Origin of the sequence: Nocardioides sp. NPDC057767 (genome assembly GCF_042798275.1) — a bacterium.
Classification (GTDB): domain Bacteria; phylum Actinomycetota; class Actinomycetes; order Propionibacteriales; family Nocardioidaceae; genus Nocardioides.
Genome location: NZ_JBHVKJ010000008.1, coordinates 1 through 16693, shown reverse-complemented (window position 1 = coordinate 16693; position 16693 = coordinate 1). Strand labels below are relative to the sequence as shown.

14 protein-coding genes are annotated in these 16693 nt (G+C 69.6%); 4 read left to right on the top strand and 10 right to left on the bottom strand.

Going from position 1 to position 16693, the window contains the following annotated elements; all coding sequences use genetic code 11:
* Positions 1-27: 27 nt before the first annotated feature.
* The gene (locus tag ACFVDI_RS06115) at positions 28-1152 is read right to left on the bottom strand and encodes an acetate/propionate family kinase (RefSeq protein ID WP_378901724.1); all 1125 of its coding nucleotides are present in this window, start codon (positions 1150-1152) and stop codon (positions 28-30) included.
* Positions 1137-3527, bottom strand: coding sequence for a phosphoketolase (locus ACFVDI_RS06110; RefSeq protein WP_378901721.1), 2391 nt, complete (start codon positions 3525-3527; stop codon positions 1137-1139). The genes ACFVDI_RS06115 and ACFVDI_RS06110 overlap by 16 nt, the downstream gene beginning before the upstream one ends.
* 290 nt (positions 3528-3817) lie before the next feature.
* On the opposite strand from ACFVDI_RS06110, the gene ACFVDI_RS06105 reads away from it, so the two are divergent.
* The gene (locus ACFVDI_RS06105; protein WP_378901718.1) at positions 3818-5410 is read left to right on the top strand and encodes a sulfatase-like hydrolase/transferase; all 1593 of its coding nucleotides are present in this window, start codon (positions 3818-3820) and stop codon (positions 5408-5410) included.
* Positions 5411-5531: 121 nt separating this feature from the next.
* Here ACFVDI_RS06105 and ACFVDI_RS06100 read toward each other — a convergent pair whose 3' ends face one another.
* Entirely contained in the window at positions 5532-6560 is a 1029-nt protein-coding gene (locus ACFVDI_RS06100; protein ID WP_378901715.1) for a GlxA family transcriptional regulator, read from the bottom strand.
* Positions 6561-6683: 123 nt separating this feature from the next.
* Between ACFVDI_RS06100 and ACFVDI_RS06095 the strand changes: the two genes are divergently transcribed.
* Both ACFVDI_RS06095 and ACFVDI_RS06090 read left to right on the top strand, forming a co-directional pair.
* On the top strand, positions 6684-7118 hold the full coding sequence (locus tag ACFVDI_RS06095; RefSeq protein WP_378901712.1) for a hypothetical protein: 435 nt from the start codon (positions 6684-6686) through the stop codon (positions 7116-7118).
* Positions 7115-7777, top strand: a complete 663-nt coding sequence (locus ACFVDI_RS06090) for a DJ-1/PfpI family protein (protein ID WP_378901709.1) — start codon at positions 7115-7117, stop codon at positions 7775-7777. Before ACFVDI_RS06095 ends, ACFVDI_RS06090 begins: the two co-directional genes overlap by 4 nt.
* A 220-nt stretch (positions 7778-7997) precedes the next feature.
* Here the strand turns inward: ACFVDI_RS06090 and ACFVDI_RS06085 are convergent, their stop codons facing one another.
* The 7 genes from ACFVDI_RS06085 to ACFVDI_RS06055 form a co-directional block, all read right to left on the bottom strand.
* The gene (locus ACFVDI_RS06085; protein ID WP_378901706.1) at positions 7998-8552 is read right to left on the bottom strand and encodes a GNAT family N-acetyltransferase; all 555 of its coding nucleotides are present in this window, start codon (positions 8550-8552) and stop codon (positions 7998-8000) included.
* A 184-nt stretch (positions 8553-8736) separates the two neighbouring features.
* Complete coding sequence (locus ACFVDI_RS06080; RefSeq protein ID WP_378901703.1) at positions 8737-9714, bottom strand: bile acid:sodium symporter family protein; 978 nt, start codon at positions 9712-9714, stop codon at positions 8737-8739.
* Positions 9711-10568 carry a PaaX family transcriptional regulator C-terminal domain-containing protein gene (locus ACFVDI_RS06075; RefSeq protein WP_378901864.1) on the bottom strand — a complete coding sequence of 286 codons (858 nt, stop codon included), beginning with the start codon at positions 10566-10568 and terminating at the stop codon, positions 9711-9713. The genes ACFVDI_RS06080 and ACFVDI_RS06075 overlap by 4 nt, the downstream gene beginning before the upstream one ends.
* Before the next feature lie 2 nt (positions 10569-10570).
* Complete coding sequence (locus ACFVDI_RS06070; RefSeq protein WP_378901700.1) at positions 10571-12976, bottom strand: bifunctional salicylyl-CoA 5-hydroxylase/oxidoreductase; 2406 nt, start codon at positions 12974-12976, stop codon at positions 10571-10573.
* Positions 12973-14616 carry an AMP-binding protein gene (locus ACFVDI_RS06065; protein ID WP_378901697.1) on the bottom strand — a complete coding sequence of 548 codons (1644 nt, stop codon included), beginning with the start codon at positions 14614-14616 and terminating at the stop codon, positions 12973-12975. The genes ACFVDI_RS06070 and ACFVDI_RS06065 overlap by 4 nt, the downstream gene beginning before the upstream one ends.
* Positions 14613-15521, bottom strand: a complete 909-nt coding sequence (locus ACFVDI_RS06060; RefSeq protein ID WP_378901694.1) for an acyl-CoA thioesterase — start codon at positions 15519-15521, stop codon at positions 14613-14615. Before ACFVDI_RS06060 ends, ACFVDI_RS06065 begins: the two co-directional genes overlap by 4 nt.
* Complete coding sequence (locus tag ACFVDI_RS06055; RefSeq protein WP_378901691.1) at positions 15518-16003, bottom strand: cupin domain-containing protein; 486 nt, start codon at positions 16001-16003, stop codon at positions 15518-15520. Before ACFVDI_RS06055 ends, ACFVDI_RS06060 begins: the two co-directional genes overlap by 4 nt.
* Positions 16004-16091: 88 nt before the next feature.
* Here ACFVDI_RS06055 and ACFVDI_RS06050 point away from each other — a divergent pair, with 88 nt between their 5' ends.
* Positions 16092-16523, top strand: a complete 432-nt coding sequence (locus tag ACFVDI_RS06050) for a RidA family protein (protein ID WP_378901688.1) — start codon at positions 16092-16094, stop codon at positions 16521-16523.
* Positions 16524-16693: the final 170 nt, after the last annotated feature.

Genomic DNA, 16693 nt, shown 5'->3' with positions numbered 1-16693 from the left:
GAGGATGGACAGAGGCCCGTGCCGCGTTCACTCCGCGGCGGCGGGCCGCCGGCGGAGCACTGCGCGGGTCTGGCGCGCCACCTCGACGTCCTCGGCGGCGGTCACGACCACGGCCCGGACCGGGGCCTCGGCGGTCGAGACGTCGGCGTCGGTCGTCGCCTGGTTGCGCTGGTCGTCGATCGCCACTCCGAGGAAGCCCAGCCGGGTCGCAACATCAGCACGTACGACGGGTGCGTGCTCCCCGATCCCGCCGGTGAACACGAGCACGTCCAGGCCACCCGCGCTGGCCGCCATCGCGCCGATGCCGCGTACGAGCGACTGTACGAACACGTCGTAGGCCAGGGCGGCGTCCTGCTCACCCGCCGCACGAGCGGCGAGCACGTCGCGCAGGTCACCGGACGTGCCCGAGAGGCCCTTCAGGCCGGAACGGTGCTCGAGCACGTCGGAGAGACTCTCGCTGTCGACATCGCCGTGGTTGAGCAGCCACAGCAGAGCGCCCGGGTCCACGCTGCCGGCCCGGGTCTGCATCACGAGCCCGTCGAGCGGGGTGAAGCCCATGGTGGTGTCGACCGAGCGGCCGCCGCGAACCGCGGCCAGGGAGGAACCGGCACCGAGGTGGCAGGACACCACGCGGAGGTCCGCGGCGGGTCGGCCCACCAGCTCGGCGGCGCGGCGTACGGCATAGGCGTGCGAGAGCCCGTGGAACCCGTAGCGGCGAAGGCCGAACCGGGCGTTCCACTCCCGAGGCAGGGCATAGGTGCGGGCCGCGGCGGGGAGACCGGCGTGGAAGCTGGTGTCGAAGGCGGCGACCGACGGCAGGTGGCCGAGCAGGGCGGCCACGGCACGGATCCCCGCCACCGCCCGTGGATTGTGCAGGGGTGCGAGGTCGCGGATGGAGTCGAGGTAGCCCGTCACCTGGTCGTCGATGACGACCGCCGTGGCGTACCTCGGTCCGCCCTGCACGACGCGATGGCCGATGGCGTCGATCCCGTCGACCGAGCCGAGGAACTCCTCCAGCGGCGCCAGGTGGTCCTCTCCCTCCCACCGCTCGACGGTGCGGGTCGCCACCCGGGTGCCGTCCGGGTCGAGGACGCTGAGCTTCAGGCTGCTCGACCCGGTGTTGAGGACCAGCACCCTCATCGTGGCTGCCACTGCCAGTCGCGTACCTCGGGCAGGTCCTCGCCGTGCTCCCGGATGTATGCCGCGTGCTCGATCAGCTTGTCGCGCAGCCACTCGCGGGTCTCCCCGCTGCGATTACGCAGCCGCGGCACCCGGTCGATGACGTCGATCGCGAGGTCGTAGCGATCCACCTGGTTGAGCACGGTCATGTCGAACGGCGTGGTGGTGGTGCCCTCCTCCTTGTAGCCGCGCACGTGGATGTTGTCGTGGTTGGTGCGGCGGTAGGTGAGCCGGTGGATCAGCCAGGGGTAGCCGTGGTAGGCGAAGACCACTGGCCGGTCGGTGGTGAACAGCGCGTCGAAGTCGGCGTCGGGCAGCCCGTGCGGGTGCTCGCGGTGGTCCTGCAGCCGCATCAGGTCGACCACGTTGACCACCCGCACCCGCAGGTCGGGGAAGAACCCGAGCAGCAGGTCGACCGCCGCGAGCGTCTCCATCGTGGGGACGTCGCCGGCACATCCCATCACCACGTCGGGCTCCTCGTCGCCGTCGGTGCTGGCCCACTCCCAGATCCCGATGCCCTTGGTGCAGTGCACGACGGCCTGGTCCATGTCGAGGTACTGCCGAGCCGGCTGCTTGCCGGCGACGATGACGTTGACGTACTGCCGGCTGCGCAGGCAGTGATCGGCCACCGAGAGCAGGCAGTTGGCGTCCGGCGGCAGATACACCCGGACGACGCTCGCCTTCTTGTTCACGACATGGTCGATGAAGCCGGGGTCCTGGTGGGAGAAGCCGTTGTGGTCCTGGCGCCACACGTGGGACGTGAGCAGGTAGTTCAACGACGCGATCGGCCGCCGCCAGGGGATCTCGTTGGTGGTCTTGAGCCACTTCGCGTGCTGGTTGAACATCGAGTCGATGATGTGGATGAACGCTTCGTAGCAGGAGAACAGCCCGTGTCGGCCGGTCAGCAGGTAGCCCTCGAGCCAGCCCTCGCAGGTGTGCTCGGACAGCATCTCCATCACCCGCCCGTCGGGGGCGAGGTGATCGTCGTACGACGTGGTCTCGGCGTTCCAGGTGCGGTCGGTCACCTCGAGTACGTCCTGGAGCCGGTTGCTGTTGTTCTCGTCGGGGGAGAACAGCCGGAACCGGTCGCCGTTGCGGGCCATCACATCGCGCAGGAACGTACCGAGCACCCGGGTGGCCTCCACGGCTCCGGTGCCTGGTGCGGGCACCGGGACGCCGTACTCCCGGAAGTCGGGAAGCCGCAGGTTGCGCAGCAGCAGGCCGCCGTTGGTGTGCGGACTGGCACTCATCCGGCGGGTACCGGCCGGATGCTGCTCGCGTACGGCAGGAACCGGCGCCCCGGTCGCGTCGAAGAGCTCCTCGGGCCGGTAGCTGCGCAACCACTCCTCCAGCACGCGACGGTGCGCCTCGTTGCCGCGTGCGTCGGTGAACGGCACCTGGTGGGAGCGCCAGTAGCCCTCGATGCGCCGGCCGTCGACGTTCTCTGGTCCGGTCCAGCCCTTGGGGCTGCGCAGCACGATCATCGGCCATGGCCGTCGCACGACCGCCCCACGGGTACGTGCCTGCTGTTGGATGTCCCGGATCTCGTCCAGGCAGTGGTCGAGAGTGGCCGCGAACGCCTGGTGCATCTGCTCCGGGTCGTCCCCGGACACGACGTACGGCGTGTGGCCGTAGCCGCGCAACAGCGCGAGCAGCTCGTCGTCCGGGATGCGAGCCAGCACCGTCGGGTTGGCGATCTTGTACCCGTTGAGGTGCAGGATCGGCAGCACCGCGCCGTCGCGCCGCGGGTCGAGGAACTTGGTGCCGTGCCAGCTGGTCGCGAGCGGCCCGGTCTCTGCCTCGCCGTCCCCGACCACGCAGGCGACGATGAGATCAGGATTGTCGAACGCCGCGCCGTACGCGTGCGACAGCGAGTAACCCAGCTCGCCGCCCTCGTGGATCGACCCGGGCGTCTCCGGTGCGACGTGGCTGGGGATCCCGCCCGGGAAGGAGAACTGCCGGAACAGCCGGCGGATGCCATCCTCGTCCTGGCTGATATCGGGGTAGGTCTCGGTGTAGGTGCCCTCCAGGTACGCCGCAGCGACGATCCCCGGGCCGCCGTGGCCGGGGCCGGTCACGTAGATCATGTCCAGGTCGCGGGCGCGAATGACCCGGTTCAGGTGGGCGTAGATGAACGTCAGCCCGGGCGTGGTGCCCCAGTGCCCCAGGAGTCGCGGCTTGATGTGCTCGGGCCGCAGCGGTTGGCGCAACAGTGGATTGTCCATCAGGTAGATCTGGCCCACGGACAGGTAGTTCGCGGCTCTCCACCACGCATCGATGCGCTCGAGCTCGTCGTGGTCGAGCGGCGCGCCCTGAACCATCGCGGCAACGGTGTCTGTGTCGGTCATGGTGTCCTTCGTGTATGCGTCGGCCCGCGACGCGGCGCGTGGGCATCTCCACGGTCCTCGGGCGCGACAGGTCGAGACAGAGCCGAGAGTCGCTCGCGAACAGGTCGGAGGTCCCGCTGCGGTCGGTGCCAGCGCCGGCTGGCGGACAGATGGTCGCCGAAGCCCGGAAAGCCCTGCGAAAAGTGCCCCGGGGGGCTACATTTTGCGTTGCTTGCCGGCTCGGGATCGGAGAAGCGTTCCAGCTGTCCGATTCACTGCCAGGAGTCTCGTTGAACCTCCCATGCCATCGCATGGTTGCTGCCACCTTCCGGAGACTGTCGCCTGGTGCGGCGGCTGAGGCGCGCGCGGGTGGTGCTCGGCGCGGGCGGGTGGCGATCGCCACCGTGGCGGTGGCGAGCACCGTCGGGATGTTGTGCGGTCCGGCGTCGACGGCAGAGGCGGCCGCGCTCCCAGGGCGGTTGGAGTCGGGGCGTCCGAGCGTGCTGATGATCAACGTCGACGACCTGGCGGCAACCGACATCAGGTACATGCCGAACGTGCAGAGGCTGCTGGTGCAGCAGGGGACGACGTTCACCGACGGGGTGGCGCCGACGCCGTTGTGCGTGCCGGCGCGGGCGAGCCTGTTGACCGGGAAGTACGCGCACAACCACAAGAACTGGTCGATCTCGGGGACCAACGGCGGCTATGCGGGCTTCACCGGGCGGCGGAACACGCTCCCGGTGTGGATGGACAACGCCGGCTATCGCACGATGTTCCTCGGGAAGTACCTCAACAACTACGGCAAGGGCTCGGAGCGCTACTCCAGTGGCGAGCCGGGGTGGGACGACTGGCAGGCGACGATCGATCCGTCGACCTACAACCTGTTGAGCCCGAAGTTCAACAGCAACGGGACGATCCAGTCGCCGGGGCTCTACAGCTCGGTCGCTCTGCAGAACCGCAGCATCAGGATGATCAAGCACGCCGGGACCAACGTCGGTGGCAAGAAGCCGTGGTTCCTGTGGGTCAACTACGTGGCGCCACATGCCGGCGGCCCGGTCGAGGCCAGCGACCCGAAGAAGCGCTATCCCGACCAGCCCTCGCTGTGGCTGGAGAACACCCGGCCGATGGGTGTGGACAAGGGCCGCTTCAGCAGCCTCGAGCTGCCGAAGACGCCCGACATGTTCTACGCCGGTCCGGGCCAGGTCACGGCCGGGAAGCCCTACACGACGGCGCAGAAGCGGGTCATGCGCTACGTCTACCAGCAGCGCATCGAGGCGGCGCAGTCCGTCGACCGGGCGGTCGCCCGCACGATCGCCCACCTGAAGAACAGCGGGCAGTACGGGCGTACCGTCATCATCTTCTCCGGCGACAACGGCTACACCACCGGTCACCACAACCGGCAGGGCAAGCTCTGGGAGTCCTCGCAGTCGATGCGGATCCCGCTGATCATGGTCGGCCCGGGGATCCCGAAGAACACCAAGGTCGGGTCCGCGGTCGGCAACCCCGACATAGCGACCACGATTGCCACGCTCGGGCGGGCGACGCCGGGGCGTACCCAGGACGGCGTCGACATCACCCGGGTGCTCGCGTCGAGCGTGAAGGCCGGCAAGACGCTCTACCGGCCGATCCCGGTCGCCGCCTGGCCGACCCTGGGCGGGACGACGAGCAAGTACCGCGGCATCCGCTACGGGCGCTACACCTACATCACCCTCACCGCGAGCGGCGTGCCCGTTCTCTACGACCGTGCCGTCGACCCGTACGAGACCCGCAACCTGGCCGGGGACCCGAGGTACACCGACGTCGTGGCCCATCTGAGAGCACTCGACGCGAAGTACCGCGCCTGCTCGGGAAGCACGTGCCCCAAGATGTACACGGCCACGCTGGCCATCCCGAGTCCTGGTTAGCGCCGGAGGCCTACGCGCGGGTCGCCCGGGGTCTGACGGGAGAGCCGGCGGGCATGCCTCGGACTATCAAGACGAGACGTCACGTCTTGGCGATGGGTGCTCCCGCGCCGCCGTCCGGTAGCTACCGATCAGCCGCCTGCTGTCGACCTGATGGCTGGACACATCTGACGCCCGTATGGCCTATGCCGGTCGATGTCTGAGTTGCCCGGTAGCGCGAGGGAGAAGCCCCGTAGGCCGCCACGAAGGCCTGTCTCAGGGCCTCCACGGTGCCGAAGCCGCAGCGGCTCGCGATGGAGCTGATGCTCAGGGCGGAGCTGACCAGCAGTTGGGCCGCGGCCTCGACCCGGGCCTTCCGTACGTAACGCCCCGGTGTCAGTCCCACCTCGCTCTGGAACAGGCGGGTCAGGTGTCGCTCGCTCACGGCCGCCCGTCGCGCGAGCGTCGGGGTCGACAGGTCACCCCGCAGGTTTGAGGCGACGTGGTCCAGCGCCTCCTGAACCAAGGCGTGCCGCGCCGCCGGCGGGGCTGTGAACATGCTCATCTGGGCCTGGTTGCCCGGCCGCTGCAGGTAGGTGACCAGCTGCCGCGCCACGTCACGGGCCAGCGCGGGCCCGGCGTCTGCCTCGATGAAGGACAGCGTGAGGTCCAGGGCCGAGGTCACGCCCGCGGAGGTGCACACGCCGTCTTCGGAGATGAAGATCGGGTCCGGGTCGAACCTGACTGCGGGGAACCGCCGGCGCAGGAAGTCGACGTGGTCCCAATGGGTCGCCACCCGCCTGCCGTCGAGCATGCCAGTCGCTGCGAGCACCCCCGCGCCGGTGCACACCGACGCCACTCGTCGCGAGACGCGACCCAGACGCCGCACGTGGGCGACGAGCCGCGTGTCGTCCATCGCGTCCACGTATCCGATCCCGCCTGAGACGACCAGGGTGTCGAGCGGTCCGCGCGCCTTCTCGAGCGTCACGTCGACGTCAAGGGTCAGCCCGGTGCCGGTGCGGATCGGCATACCCCCCGGCGAGGCGAGCCTGGGGCGGTAGAGCTCGGACCCGTGTCGAACGTTGGCCAGCTGCAGCGCCGTCATCACACACGCGATGTCCAGCAGCTCGGCTGCAGGGTACCCCACGATCAGCACGCGCCGGCGCTCGCCCATGGGCCCAACGTACCTCATCCGAGCGAAGCCCAAGTCATGTCTGACAGACTTGTTTCCCAAGAATAGAGACATCCGTCTGGTGTGCTGTGGGAACGCCTCCCGCAACGGCGCACAGTGCTCGGCATGACCTCCTCCACCAGCAATCGCCCGGTTCCCGCTACTCCGAGTCGCCGGGCCTGGCGCCTTGGCTTCCACTACCTCGAGATGGTCGCCGCGATGTTCGCCGGCATGCTGGCGTTCGGCGCACTGCGAGGTCTCGCCGGCCTGACCGTCCCCTTCATGGACCGCCCGGGCCTGTCGTTCACGTTGATGGCCACGGACATGGCGCTCGGGATGGGCCTCTGGATGTGGGTCCGAGGCCACGGAGCGGCCTGCACCATCGAGATGTGCGCGGCGATGTACGCACCCCTGGTGCTGGTGCCGTTGTTGTGGACCGGGCTGATCGGAGCGATGGCGTTCATGGTCCTCGCCCACGTCGTGATGATGGTCGCGATGCTCGGGGTACTGCTGCGCCACCGCGCGCACCCGAGACTCGCCGGAGAGGGCGGTCGGCCATGAGCACGCGCGTCGCCATCCCGCTCTACGACGGCTTCACCGCACTGGACGTCGTCGGGCCTTACCAGATGCTCGCCATGACGCCCGGGGTCAGCGTCGACCTGGTCGCCGCCCAGGCCGGCCCGATCGTCGACGACCAGACCAGCCTCACCCTGACGGCGGCCCTGGGGCTGGGCGAGGTACCCCGCCCTGACGTCGTGGTGGTCCCGGGCGGGCCCGGCACCCTCGCCGCTCTGTCCGGGCCGATTCCTGGCTGGCTGGCCGAGGTCCACGCCGACACCCTCTGGACGACCTCGGTCTGCTCGGGTTCCCTGATCCTGGGCGCGGCCGGCCTTCTCGAGGGACTCACGGCCACCACCCACTACCGACACCTGGACAAGCTCGCCCTCTACGGAGCCGTCGCACGGCCCGACCGAGTCGTGGAACACCTCGGCGCGCGTGTCATCACCTCCGCCGGCGTCTCCAGCGGCATCGACATGGCTCTGCGGCTCGTCGAGCTGATCGCCGACCGCCGAACGGCCGAGGCCGTCCAGCTGTGGACCGAGTACGATCCCCAGCCGCCGTTCGATGCCGGATCACCGACCAAGGCCAGCGCCGAGGTACGCGAGCTGGCCGGCCGTTACGAGGCGGCCGCACTCGCTGCGCTCACCGACGCGATCTGACGCCTCCCCCTCCCGAGGAGCCGACCCCTGAGCACCTGTTCAGCGACATGACCTACAGGCGATCACCGGTCGGCCGGGCGTGCGTCAGTCCGACTGTGGGGGCACTGTCGTCGGCCTACTGGTCGACGAGACCCGCTCGGTACGCGATGACGACCACCTGTGCCCGGTCTCGCGCGCCGGGCCTGTCCCAGTGCGAGCCTGTGACCACCCGCCCAAGACCTCACTGAAGCACGGTGGACGCGCTTGGAGTCGAATGCAGGCCCATACCGTGAACGGTGATGGCGACCCCAGAGGGTGTTGTCGTCGATCGCTCCCAGGTCATGCCGATCTTCTCGGCCACCCTCTGCGAAGGCACGTTCTCAGGGTTGGTGATGGCGATCAGTCGCGGTATGCCACGTTCGGCCGCGAAATCGCGGCAAGCTGCGGCGCCCTCGGTCGCCAGACCCGCGCCCTGTCGTTCCGGCACGATGTGATACCCCACCTCGAGCTCCTCCTGCCCGTCCACCATCTGCCATGTCAGGCCGCAGTCCCCGACGAACGAGCCGTCGAGATCCTCGATGACCCACAGTCCGAAGCCATCGCGTGCATAGTTCCGGCGCGACCACTCAATCCAGGCAAGCGCCTCGGGTCTGGTCTTCGGCCGCGGATAGAAACGCATGACCCGCTCGTCACCCAGGAGAGAGGCGATGTCGTCGAGGTCGGATGTCGTCATCTCCCGAAATCGGAGACGTTCGGCCACCGGTAACGCTGGCCGACCCAGGTCGTGAGTGAGCATCGTGGGTCCCTCTCTGGGGGCAGTGGAAGGAGGGCGCGCAGGGCGGAGCGGCCGCCGCGACCACGACTCGTCCGTGGAAGGCGCGGCGGTCTTGTCCCAGCACTGTTGCATTGAAGCAGCGTCAGGGTAGTCAGTTCGCTCCGGTGATGAGACGCAGGGCGGCGAGCCAGGCGAGCCGGCCCGCTCAGGGTGTGATCGCGGCACCTGAGGCGTCGCTGGAGGTGACGTTCTCGCGCTCGATGGGGCGGCGGGACCAGTAGCTCGCCAGGGTCGAGCCGGACACGTTGTGCCAGACCGAGAAGATCGCCGCCGGCAGTGCGGCCGCGGGCGAGAAGTGGACCGTCGCGAGGGCTGCGGCGAGGCCGGAGTTCTGCATGCCGACCTCGATGCTGATGGCGCGGCGGCTCGAGACCGGCATGCCGCACAGGCGCCCGACGGCGTACCCGAGGGTCAGGCCGGCGAGGTTGTGCAGCACCACGGCGGCGACGACCAGCAGCCCGACGGAGAGCAACGTGGACGCGCTGCCGGCCACGACAGCCAGCACGACACCGGTGATGCCGGCGACGGAGATCAGGGGGAGCAGGTCGACGACCCGCTCGATGAGACGCGGAAACACCAGCCGGAGGATCAGGCCGAGCAGCACCGGTACGAGCACGATCTTCACGATCGAGAGGAACAGCTCGCTCGCGGAGACCGGGAGGTCCTCGCCGATCAGCAGCAGGACGAGCAGCGGGGTCAGCACCGGGGCGAGCAGCGTCGACACCGAGGTCATCGCCACCGACAGCGCCGTGTCGCCGCGGGCGAGGAACACCATGACGTTGGAGGCGGTGCCGCCGGGCGCGCAGCCCACCAGGATCATGCCGGCGCTGAGCACGGCGGAGAGGCCGAGCAGGTGCGCGATGCTCCAGCCGATCAGCGGCATCAGGGTGAACTGCGCGGCGACGCCCAGCAGAAGCGCCCAGGGCCGCCGACCGATGATCGCGAAGTCGCTGGGCCGCAGCGTCATGCCCATCCCGAGCATGATGATCTGCAGAAGCAGGGGCACCTGGGCCGCCCACCCGTCGAAGGTGCTGGGGGTGGCCAGCGCGATGGCGCCTGCGACGAGGACGATCAAGGCGAACCAGCGTCCCACGAAAGCGCTGATCCTTCTGACGGTGTTCATGCTCTTCCTTCCCGGACGGTGAGCGGCCAGTGGGCGCTCGCATGCGCGAGCGCGGGCTTCTCGAGCACCTCGACGAGGCGCTCGAACAGGGCGGTCGCGGTCGGCGCGCTCCAGTCCGGAGCGAGCACCTCGTGGGGCAGACCCGGATCGCGGAAGGGCAGCTTGCGCCAGCGCCCGACGACGCCGAGGTACGCCACGAACGCCTCCTGTCCCGACGGCGCGGCGCTCTCGATCCGCTCGGAGAGATCGCGGTGGGCCGTGATGAAGTCGCGGTAGCTCTGGTCGATCGCTGCCAGGTCCCAGCTGTTGTAGAGCAGCTCGGTGAGGTTCTGGGTGCCCTGGTAGCCACCGACGAAGATCGCCGCGTAGGACTCCAGCCCGAGCTCGGTGACCGCTCGCTCGGCCGCCTCGCGCATCCGCGCGGGCGCGATCCAGAGCGCGGTGCCGACGTTGCCGAATCCGAGGTGCGAGAGGTGGGCACGCAGCTGGTGGCGCTTGGCGCGCAGCGACTCCGGTACGCCGAAGTGCACGATGCACCAGCCGTCGGCCAGGTTCGCGGGCTCGCGCGCGTGCCAGATCACCTCGTCGCCGGCGGCGAGCGTGGTCAGCGCCGTCGGGGTGAGGGAGTATCCGCGGGTGCCGTCGCGGGTCTCCGAGGCGAGCCAGCCGTTGCGTTTGAGGCGGTGGACCGCGGTGCGTACAGAGGGGGCGTCCAGGCCGGCCTGGGTGAGCAGATCGACGGCGCCGGCGATCGGCATCCAGTCCCCGAGCGGGCGGACGACAGCACCGAGGAAGGTCACCATGGTGGTGCGCGATCGTCGGTTCTGCTGTGTTGCCGGTGCAGCCTCCGTCATGGTCACCTGCGGCATTCTGCCGGATTCTCCGCCGGCCTCCCGGGGGTCCACCTCAGGTGGACATCGTCGCTCTCGCCGGCCCGGAGCAGCTGCAGTCGTGGTGGGATCTTGTCGCTGCGCGACGTCGGTGGCTTGCGCCGCCCGGCCGCCCACTGCACCGGCCAGTCCGCTGCCGCGCCCTGGTAGTCCTGCTCGGCGGCGGCGTGCAGCGTCCAGCTGGGGTCGAACAGATGGGTGCGGCCGAGGGCGCAGAGGTCGGCACGACCGGCGAGCAGGATCGAGTTGACGTCGTCGTAGGACGAGATGGCACCCACCGCGATCACCTTGGACCCGGCCGGTTCGGCGACGCGGTGGCGGATCTTGTCGGCGAACGGGGTCTGGTAGGAGCGGCCGAAGGCCGGCTTCTCGTCCTTGCTGACCTGGCCGGAGGAGACGTCGATGGCGGCCGCGCCGTGCTCGACGAACGCGCGGGCGATCTCCACCGCATCCTCGTCGGTGTTGCCGTCGGGCATCCAGTCGGTCGCGGAGATCCGGACCGTCACCGGGATGTGGGCCGGCACCGTCGTACGGACCGCGTCGAAGACCTCCAAGGGGAACCGGAGGCGGTTGACGAGCGGCCCGCCGTACTCGTCGTCGCGGTGGTTTGCGAGAGGCGAGAGGAACGAGCTGAGCAGGTAGCCGTGTGCGGCGTGGATCTCGATCAGGTCGAAGCCGGCCTCGACCGCGCGCCGGGCGGCGGCGACGAAGTCTGCGACCACCGTGTCCAGGTCGGATCGCGTCGCCTCGCGCGGGACGTGACAGCCGTCGCCGTAGGGGAGCGGGGAGGGCCCGATCACCTCCCAGTTGCCGTCCTCGAGCGGCTCGTCCATCCCCTCCCACATCAGCTTCGTCGAGCCCTTGCGGCCCGAGTGGCCCAGCTGCATGCCGATCTTGGCGGTGGAGTGGCGGTGCACGAAGTCGGTGACCCGCCGCCAGTGGGTGCCCTGGTCGTCGGTCCAGATGCCCGGGCAGCCGGGCGTGATCCGGCCCTCGGGGGAGACGCAGGTCATCTCGGTCATCACCAGGCCGGCTCCACCGAGCGCCTTCGAGCCGAGGTGGACCAGGTGGAAATCGTCAGGTAGGCCGTCCACGGCGGAGTACATGTCCATCGGTGAGAGCATGATCCGGTTCTTCAGCTCCAGCTCGCCGATCCTGACCGGCTGGAACATCGCCGGCGCGACCTCGCGGGCGCCCTGGTGGCGGGCGAACTCCGCCTCCATCCGGCGTGCGAAGTCGGCGTCGCGCTCCTTCAGGTTCTCGAAGGTGATCCGGCGGGAGCGGGTCAGCAGGTTGAAGACGAACTGGGCGGGGTCCTGGTCGGCGTACATGTCGATGTTCTCGAACCACTCCAGCGAGGCCTGGGCCGCCCGCTGGGTCGACTCGACCACCGGCTTCCGCTCGGTCTGGTACGCCTCGAGCGCCTCCTCCAAAGAGGCGTGCTCGTGCAGGCAGACGGCGAGCGCGAGGGCGTCCTCCATGGCCAGCTTGGTGCCCGAGCCGATCGAGAAGTGGGCGGTGTGGGCGGCGTCGCCGAGGAGCACGACGTTGCCGTCGGACCAGTGCTCGTTGCGTACGGTCTGGAAGCTGATCCAGCGCGAGTTGTTGGTCAGGATCGCGTGGCCGCGGAGCTCGTCGGCGAAGATCTCGGCGACCCGCTCGACGGCGTACTCATCGGAGGAGCCCGGCGCGAGGACCTGGTCCTCGGTGCGGTCCAGGCCGGCGCGGCGCCAGACCTCCTCGCGCATCTCCACGATGAACGTCGAGCCGCGGTCGGAGAACGGGTAGCCGTGGATCTGCATCGTGCCCCACTCCGTCTGCTTGACGAAGAACTGGAAGGCCTCGAAGACCAGGTCGGTGCCGAACCAGATGTACTTGTTCCGCCGCCGGTCCAGGCTGGGGCCGAACCGGTCGGCGTACTTGGTCCGGACGGCCGAGTTGACGCCGTCCGCCGCCAGCACCAGGTCGTACGAGGCCCGCAGCTCGTCGGGGTCGGGGGCCGCGGTGCGGAAGTGGACGGTCACGCCCAGCTCGGCGACCCGCTCCTGCAGGATCTGGAGCAGGTCCTTGCGCGACATCGCTGCGAAACCCTGCCCGCCGACGGTGAAGGAGTGGCGCGCGCCGTGACGATCGGTGAGACCGACGTCGATGTCGGTCCAGCGGGCGAACAGCTCCTCCATCCGGTCGTGCACGACCTGGTCGGCGCCCTCGATGCTGCCGAGGGTCTCGTCGGAGAAGACCACGCCGAAGCCGAAGGTGTCGTCGGGGGCGTTGCGCTCCCAGACCGTGATCTCGTGGCTCGGGTCGAGGGTCTTCATCAGGGTGGCGAAGTAGAGCCCGCCGGGCCCGCCGCCGACGATCGCGATTCTCATGTCCCGGTCTCCGAGGCGATGATCTGGCGCAGCTTGAAGTGCTGCAGCTTGCCGCTGGTGTTGCGTGGCAGGGACGCGACGAACCGGACGTGGCGCGGGTACTTGTAGGGAGCGAGCCGCCCCTTGACGTACTGCTGGATCTCCTCGGCCTTGGCGGCATCGCCGTCGACGCCCTCGCGGAGCACCACGAAGGCGCACACGATCGCGCCGCGGTCCGCGTCGGGTCCGCCGACGACGCCGGCCTCCACCACGTCCGGGTGGGTGCCCAGGGCCTCCTCGACCTCGGGTCCGGCGATGTTGTAGCCGGAGGAGACGATCATGTTGTCGGTGCGGGAGCGGTACCAGTAGTAGCCGTCCTCGTCGCGGACGAAGGTGTCGCCGGTGACGTTCCAGCCGTTGACGACGTAGCCGCGCTGGCGCTCGTCGTCGAGGTAGCGGCAGCCGACCGGGCCGATCACCCCGAGGCGTCCTTCGACCCCGGGGCCGACCTCGTTGCCCTCGGCGTCGAGGACGGTGGCGCGGTAGCCGGGCACCGGCTTGCCGGTGGCGCCGGGGCGGATCTCGTCGCCGGCGGCGGAGATGAAGATGTGCAGCATCTCGGTGGCACCGATGCCGTCGATGACCCGTAGCCCGAGCTCGCGCTCGAGGTCCTCCCAGGTCACCTGGGGCATGTGCTCGCCCGCGGTGACCGCGACGCGCAGGCCGGTGAGCTGTCCGATCTTCCCGGACTTGAGGATCTGCTTGTACGCCGTCGGCGCGGTCGCGAGCGCGGTGACGCCGTGCTCGGCGATGAGGTCGGCGAGCTGGACGGGTGAGGCGGCCTCGGTGAGCAGAGCGCAGGCCCCGGCCCGAAGCGTGAAGACGACCAGCATGCCGAGGCCGAAGGTGAACGCGAACGGTGCCGTGCACGCGACCACGTCGGCCGGCTCCAGCCGCAGGGTCGCCCGGCCGAAGGTGTTGTCGATGGAGAGGATGTCGCGGTGGAAGTGGGTGGTGATCTTCGGGACGCCGGTGGTGCCCGAGGTCGGCCCGAACAGCGCGACGTCGTCGGCCGCGGTGTCGACCGCGGTGAACTCGCCGGGCTTGGTCAGGATGCGGCGGGCCAGGTCGTCCTCCGCCTCGCCGCCGTAGGTCACGACGGTGAGGTCGGGCGCGACGGTGTCCCGGACCGCGTGGACGTCCTCGACGAACCGGTGGTCGACGAGCGCGACCGCGGGCCGGGTCTTCGCGACGATCGGCCCGAGCTCGGTGGCCCGGAGCGCCGCCATCGTGGTCACCACGATCCCGCCCGCCTTGAGCACGCCGAGCCAGGCGGCCACCGTCCACGGGTTGTTCGGGGAGCGCAGCAGCACCCGGTTGCCGCTGACGAGACCGAGGTCGTCGACGAGCACGTGGGCGATCTGGTTCGCGCGGGTGAGCAGTTCGCCGTAGGTCCAGACCGTGCCGTCCGGGGTGCGCAGGGCAGGGCGGTCGGGGCCGTGAGCCGCGACGGTGGCATCGATCAGCTCGGTGGCCGCGTTGAGGCGCTGGGGGTAGTCCAGGAGCGGAGTGGTGAACTCGAGTGTCGGCCACTGCTCGGCCGGCGGGAGGTGGTCGCGGGCGAAGGTGTCCTGGTAGCCGCTCGGGCTCAGCTCGGTCATGACGCCGCTCCTGCCGCGCGGATCATGCCCTCCTGGACGACGGTCGCGACGTGCACGCCGTCGGTGGTGAAGAACCGGCCGATCCCGGTGCCGCGACCGTCCTCGACCGAGACCGCGTCCTGGGCGTAGAGCAGCCAGTCGTCCATCGCGACGGGCCGGTGGAACCACATCGCATGGTCGAGGCTCGCGGTCACCAGGCCCTCGTCGGCCCAGGCCAGTCCGAGCACCCGCAGGGCGGGCTCGAGGATCGTGTAGTCACAGACGTAGGCGAGGGCCGCGGCGTCGCGCTGCTCGTCGGTCAGCCCCTCGACCGGGCGGAGGGCGTCGTACGGCTTCACCCAGATGGCCTGGTGCGGCGATCGTTCGCCCTCGACGGTCAGGTAGACCGGCCCCGGGACGTGTCGCATGTCGAAGCTGCGCCCGCCGGACCAGTACGCCTTGGAGGTCTCGGTCATCGTGCCGCCGCTGCGGTCCGCGAGGTAGGCCGCGGAGGTCGGCACGGTCTCCGGACCGGGTACGTCGGCCGGCATCGTGACTTGGAAGCTGCCGCTCGGCTCGCCGGCGGCGAAGCTCGCCAGGCACACGTAGACGGGTTTGCCGTTCTGGAAGCCGCGGACCTGGCGGGTGCTGTAGCCGCGGCCATCGCGCAGCACCTCGACCTCGTAGCGGACCTCGGCGCCGATGTCGACGGGGCGCATGAAGTAGGAGTGCATCGAGTGCATCGCCTTGCCGTCGGTCACCGACCGGGAGGCGGCGACCAGCGCCTGGGCGACCATGTCGCCGCCGTACGCCTTCGGCCACGGGCACGGCTGGGTGGTCGCGGTGAAGGCGAGGTCGAAGACCTCCGCCTCGCACTCCTTGAGGGTGACGGCGTCGGTGAACGTCTCGGAGGTGGCGGCGGTCATGGCCGGTCCGCCCAGTCGCGCAGGTCGGCGTCGTCGACCTGGGGGAGGTTGACGACGATGTTCTCCGGGGTGCGGGTGGTCATCCAGGTCAGCGGGTGGTTGCGGTCGAGGTTGCACTCGACGTGCGGCATGAACGGCGGCACGAACACCCAGTCGCCCTCGGACATGTCGATGTAGTCCTCGAACTTCTCGCCGAAGTAGATCCGGGCTCGGCCGGAGAGCACGTAGCCGCCGGTCTCGGCCTCGCCGTGGTGATGGGGGACGGAGCGGTAGCCGGCGAGGTTGTGCACCTTGCCGAACCACAGCTTGGTCGCGGGCGTGTGCTGGATGCTCACGCCGCTGATCCGGGTCGCGCCCTCGCTCTGCCCGGTCAGGTCGGGCTCGAAGCCGGCGCGGGTCACGACCGGGACGACGAGACCGTTCTCGGAGGCGTACGCGGTGTTGTCGCCCTCGAGCACGAAGTTGTCGGGATTGGGGTCCATGGGGGTGTCCTGTCTGTGCGCTTCAGGATGTGTTTCATTTTCTGCACGAACGTTGTAGAGATGTCAATAGATGCCCTACCGTCGAACCATGAACACGGACCTCACGCCCGTACCGGTCAACCCTGCGGCACTGCCTGCGCCGAGCGGTTACTCGCACGGCACGCTCAGCGGCAACACGCTCCACCTCGGCGGCCAGACCGCGCTGGACGAGAACATGCGGATCGTCCCCGGAGGCATCGTCGAGCAATTTCGACAGGCGTTCGGCAACGTACTGACCACGCTGCAGGAGGCAGGCGGCATCCCTGAGGACCTGGTGTCGATCACGATCTTCCTGACCGACATCCCCGACTACCAGGCGCACGGCAAGGAGATCGGTGCCGTCTGGCGCGAGCTGGCCGGGCCGGTCTACCCGGCGATGGCCGGGATCGGGACGACCGCGCTGTGGCAGCCCGAGGCGATGATCGAGATCCTCGGCGTCGCCGTCATCCCCGACGAACGGATCGTGCGTCCGGCCAAATGAGACGTCCCGCCGCGCCCCAGGTGGGGCGCGACGGGACGGTCGCTGAAGGAGTGCCTACATCAGGCCTTCTTGGTGGCCCAGAAGATCTCGGCGATCTCGTCGATCTTGGCGAGGAGCTTGTCGGCGGTCTCGAGGTCGAGGGTGCCCTTGGTGCCGGAGGCGCCGGCGAG

Bases quoted from the DNA above. Each gene is read 5' to 3' on its own strand.
- ACFVDI_RS06055 (WP_378901691.1), bottom strand. From the start codon at position 16,003: ATGGACCCCAATCCCGACAACTTCGTGCTCGAGGGCGACAACACCGCG.
- ACFVDI_RS06075 (WP_378901864.1), bottom strand. From the start codon at position 10,568: ATGACGGAGGCTGCACCGGCAACACAGCAGAACCGACGATCGCGCACC.
- ACFVDI_RS06050 (WP_378901688.1), top strand. From the start codon at position 16,092: ATGAACACGGACCTCACGCCCGTACCGGTCAACCCTGCGGCACTGCCT.
- ACFVDI_RS06060 (WP_378901694.1), bottom strand. From the start codon at position 15,521: ATGACCGCCGCCACCTCCGAGACGTTCACCGACGCCGTCACCCTCAAG.
- ACFVDI_RS06090 (WP_378901709.1), top strand. From the start codon at position 7,115: ATGAGCACGCGCGTCGCCATCCCGCTCTACGACGGCTTCACCGCACTG.
- ACFVDI_RS06100 (WP_378901715.1), bottom strand. From the start codon at position 6,560: ATGGGCGAGCGCCGGCGCGTGCTGATCGTGGGGTACCCTGCAGCCGAG.
- ACFVDI_RS06110 (WP_378901721.1), bottom strand. From the start codon at position 3,527: ATGACCGACACAGACACCGTTGCCGCGATGGTTCAGGGCGCGCCGCTC.
- ACFVDI_RS06070 (WP_378901700.1), bottom strand. From the start codon at position 12,976: ATGAGAATCGCGATCGTCGGCGGCGGGCCCGGCGGGCTCTACTTCGCC.
- ACFVDI_RS06085 (WP_378901706.1), bottom strand. From the start codon at position 8,552: ATGCTCACTCACGACCTGGGTCGGCCAGCGTTACCGGTGGCCGAACGT.
- ACFVDI_RS06095 (WP_378901712.1), top strand. From the start codon at position 6,684: ATGACCTCCTCCACCAGCAATCGCCCGGTTCCCGCTACTCCGAGTCGC.
- ACFVDI_RS06105 (WP_378901718.1), top strand. From the start codon at position 3,818: ATGGTTGCTGCCACCTTCCGGAGACTGTCGCCTGGTGCGGCGGCTGAG.
- ACFVDI_RS06080 (WP_378901703.1), bottom strand. From the start codon at position 9,714: ATGAACACCGTCAGAAGGATCAGCGCTTTCGTGGGACGCTGGTTCGCC.
- ACFVDI_RS06065 (WP_378901697.1), bottom strand. From the start codon at position 14,616: ATGACCGAGCTGAGCCCGAGCGGCTACCAGGACACCTTCGCCCGCGAC.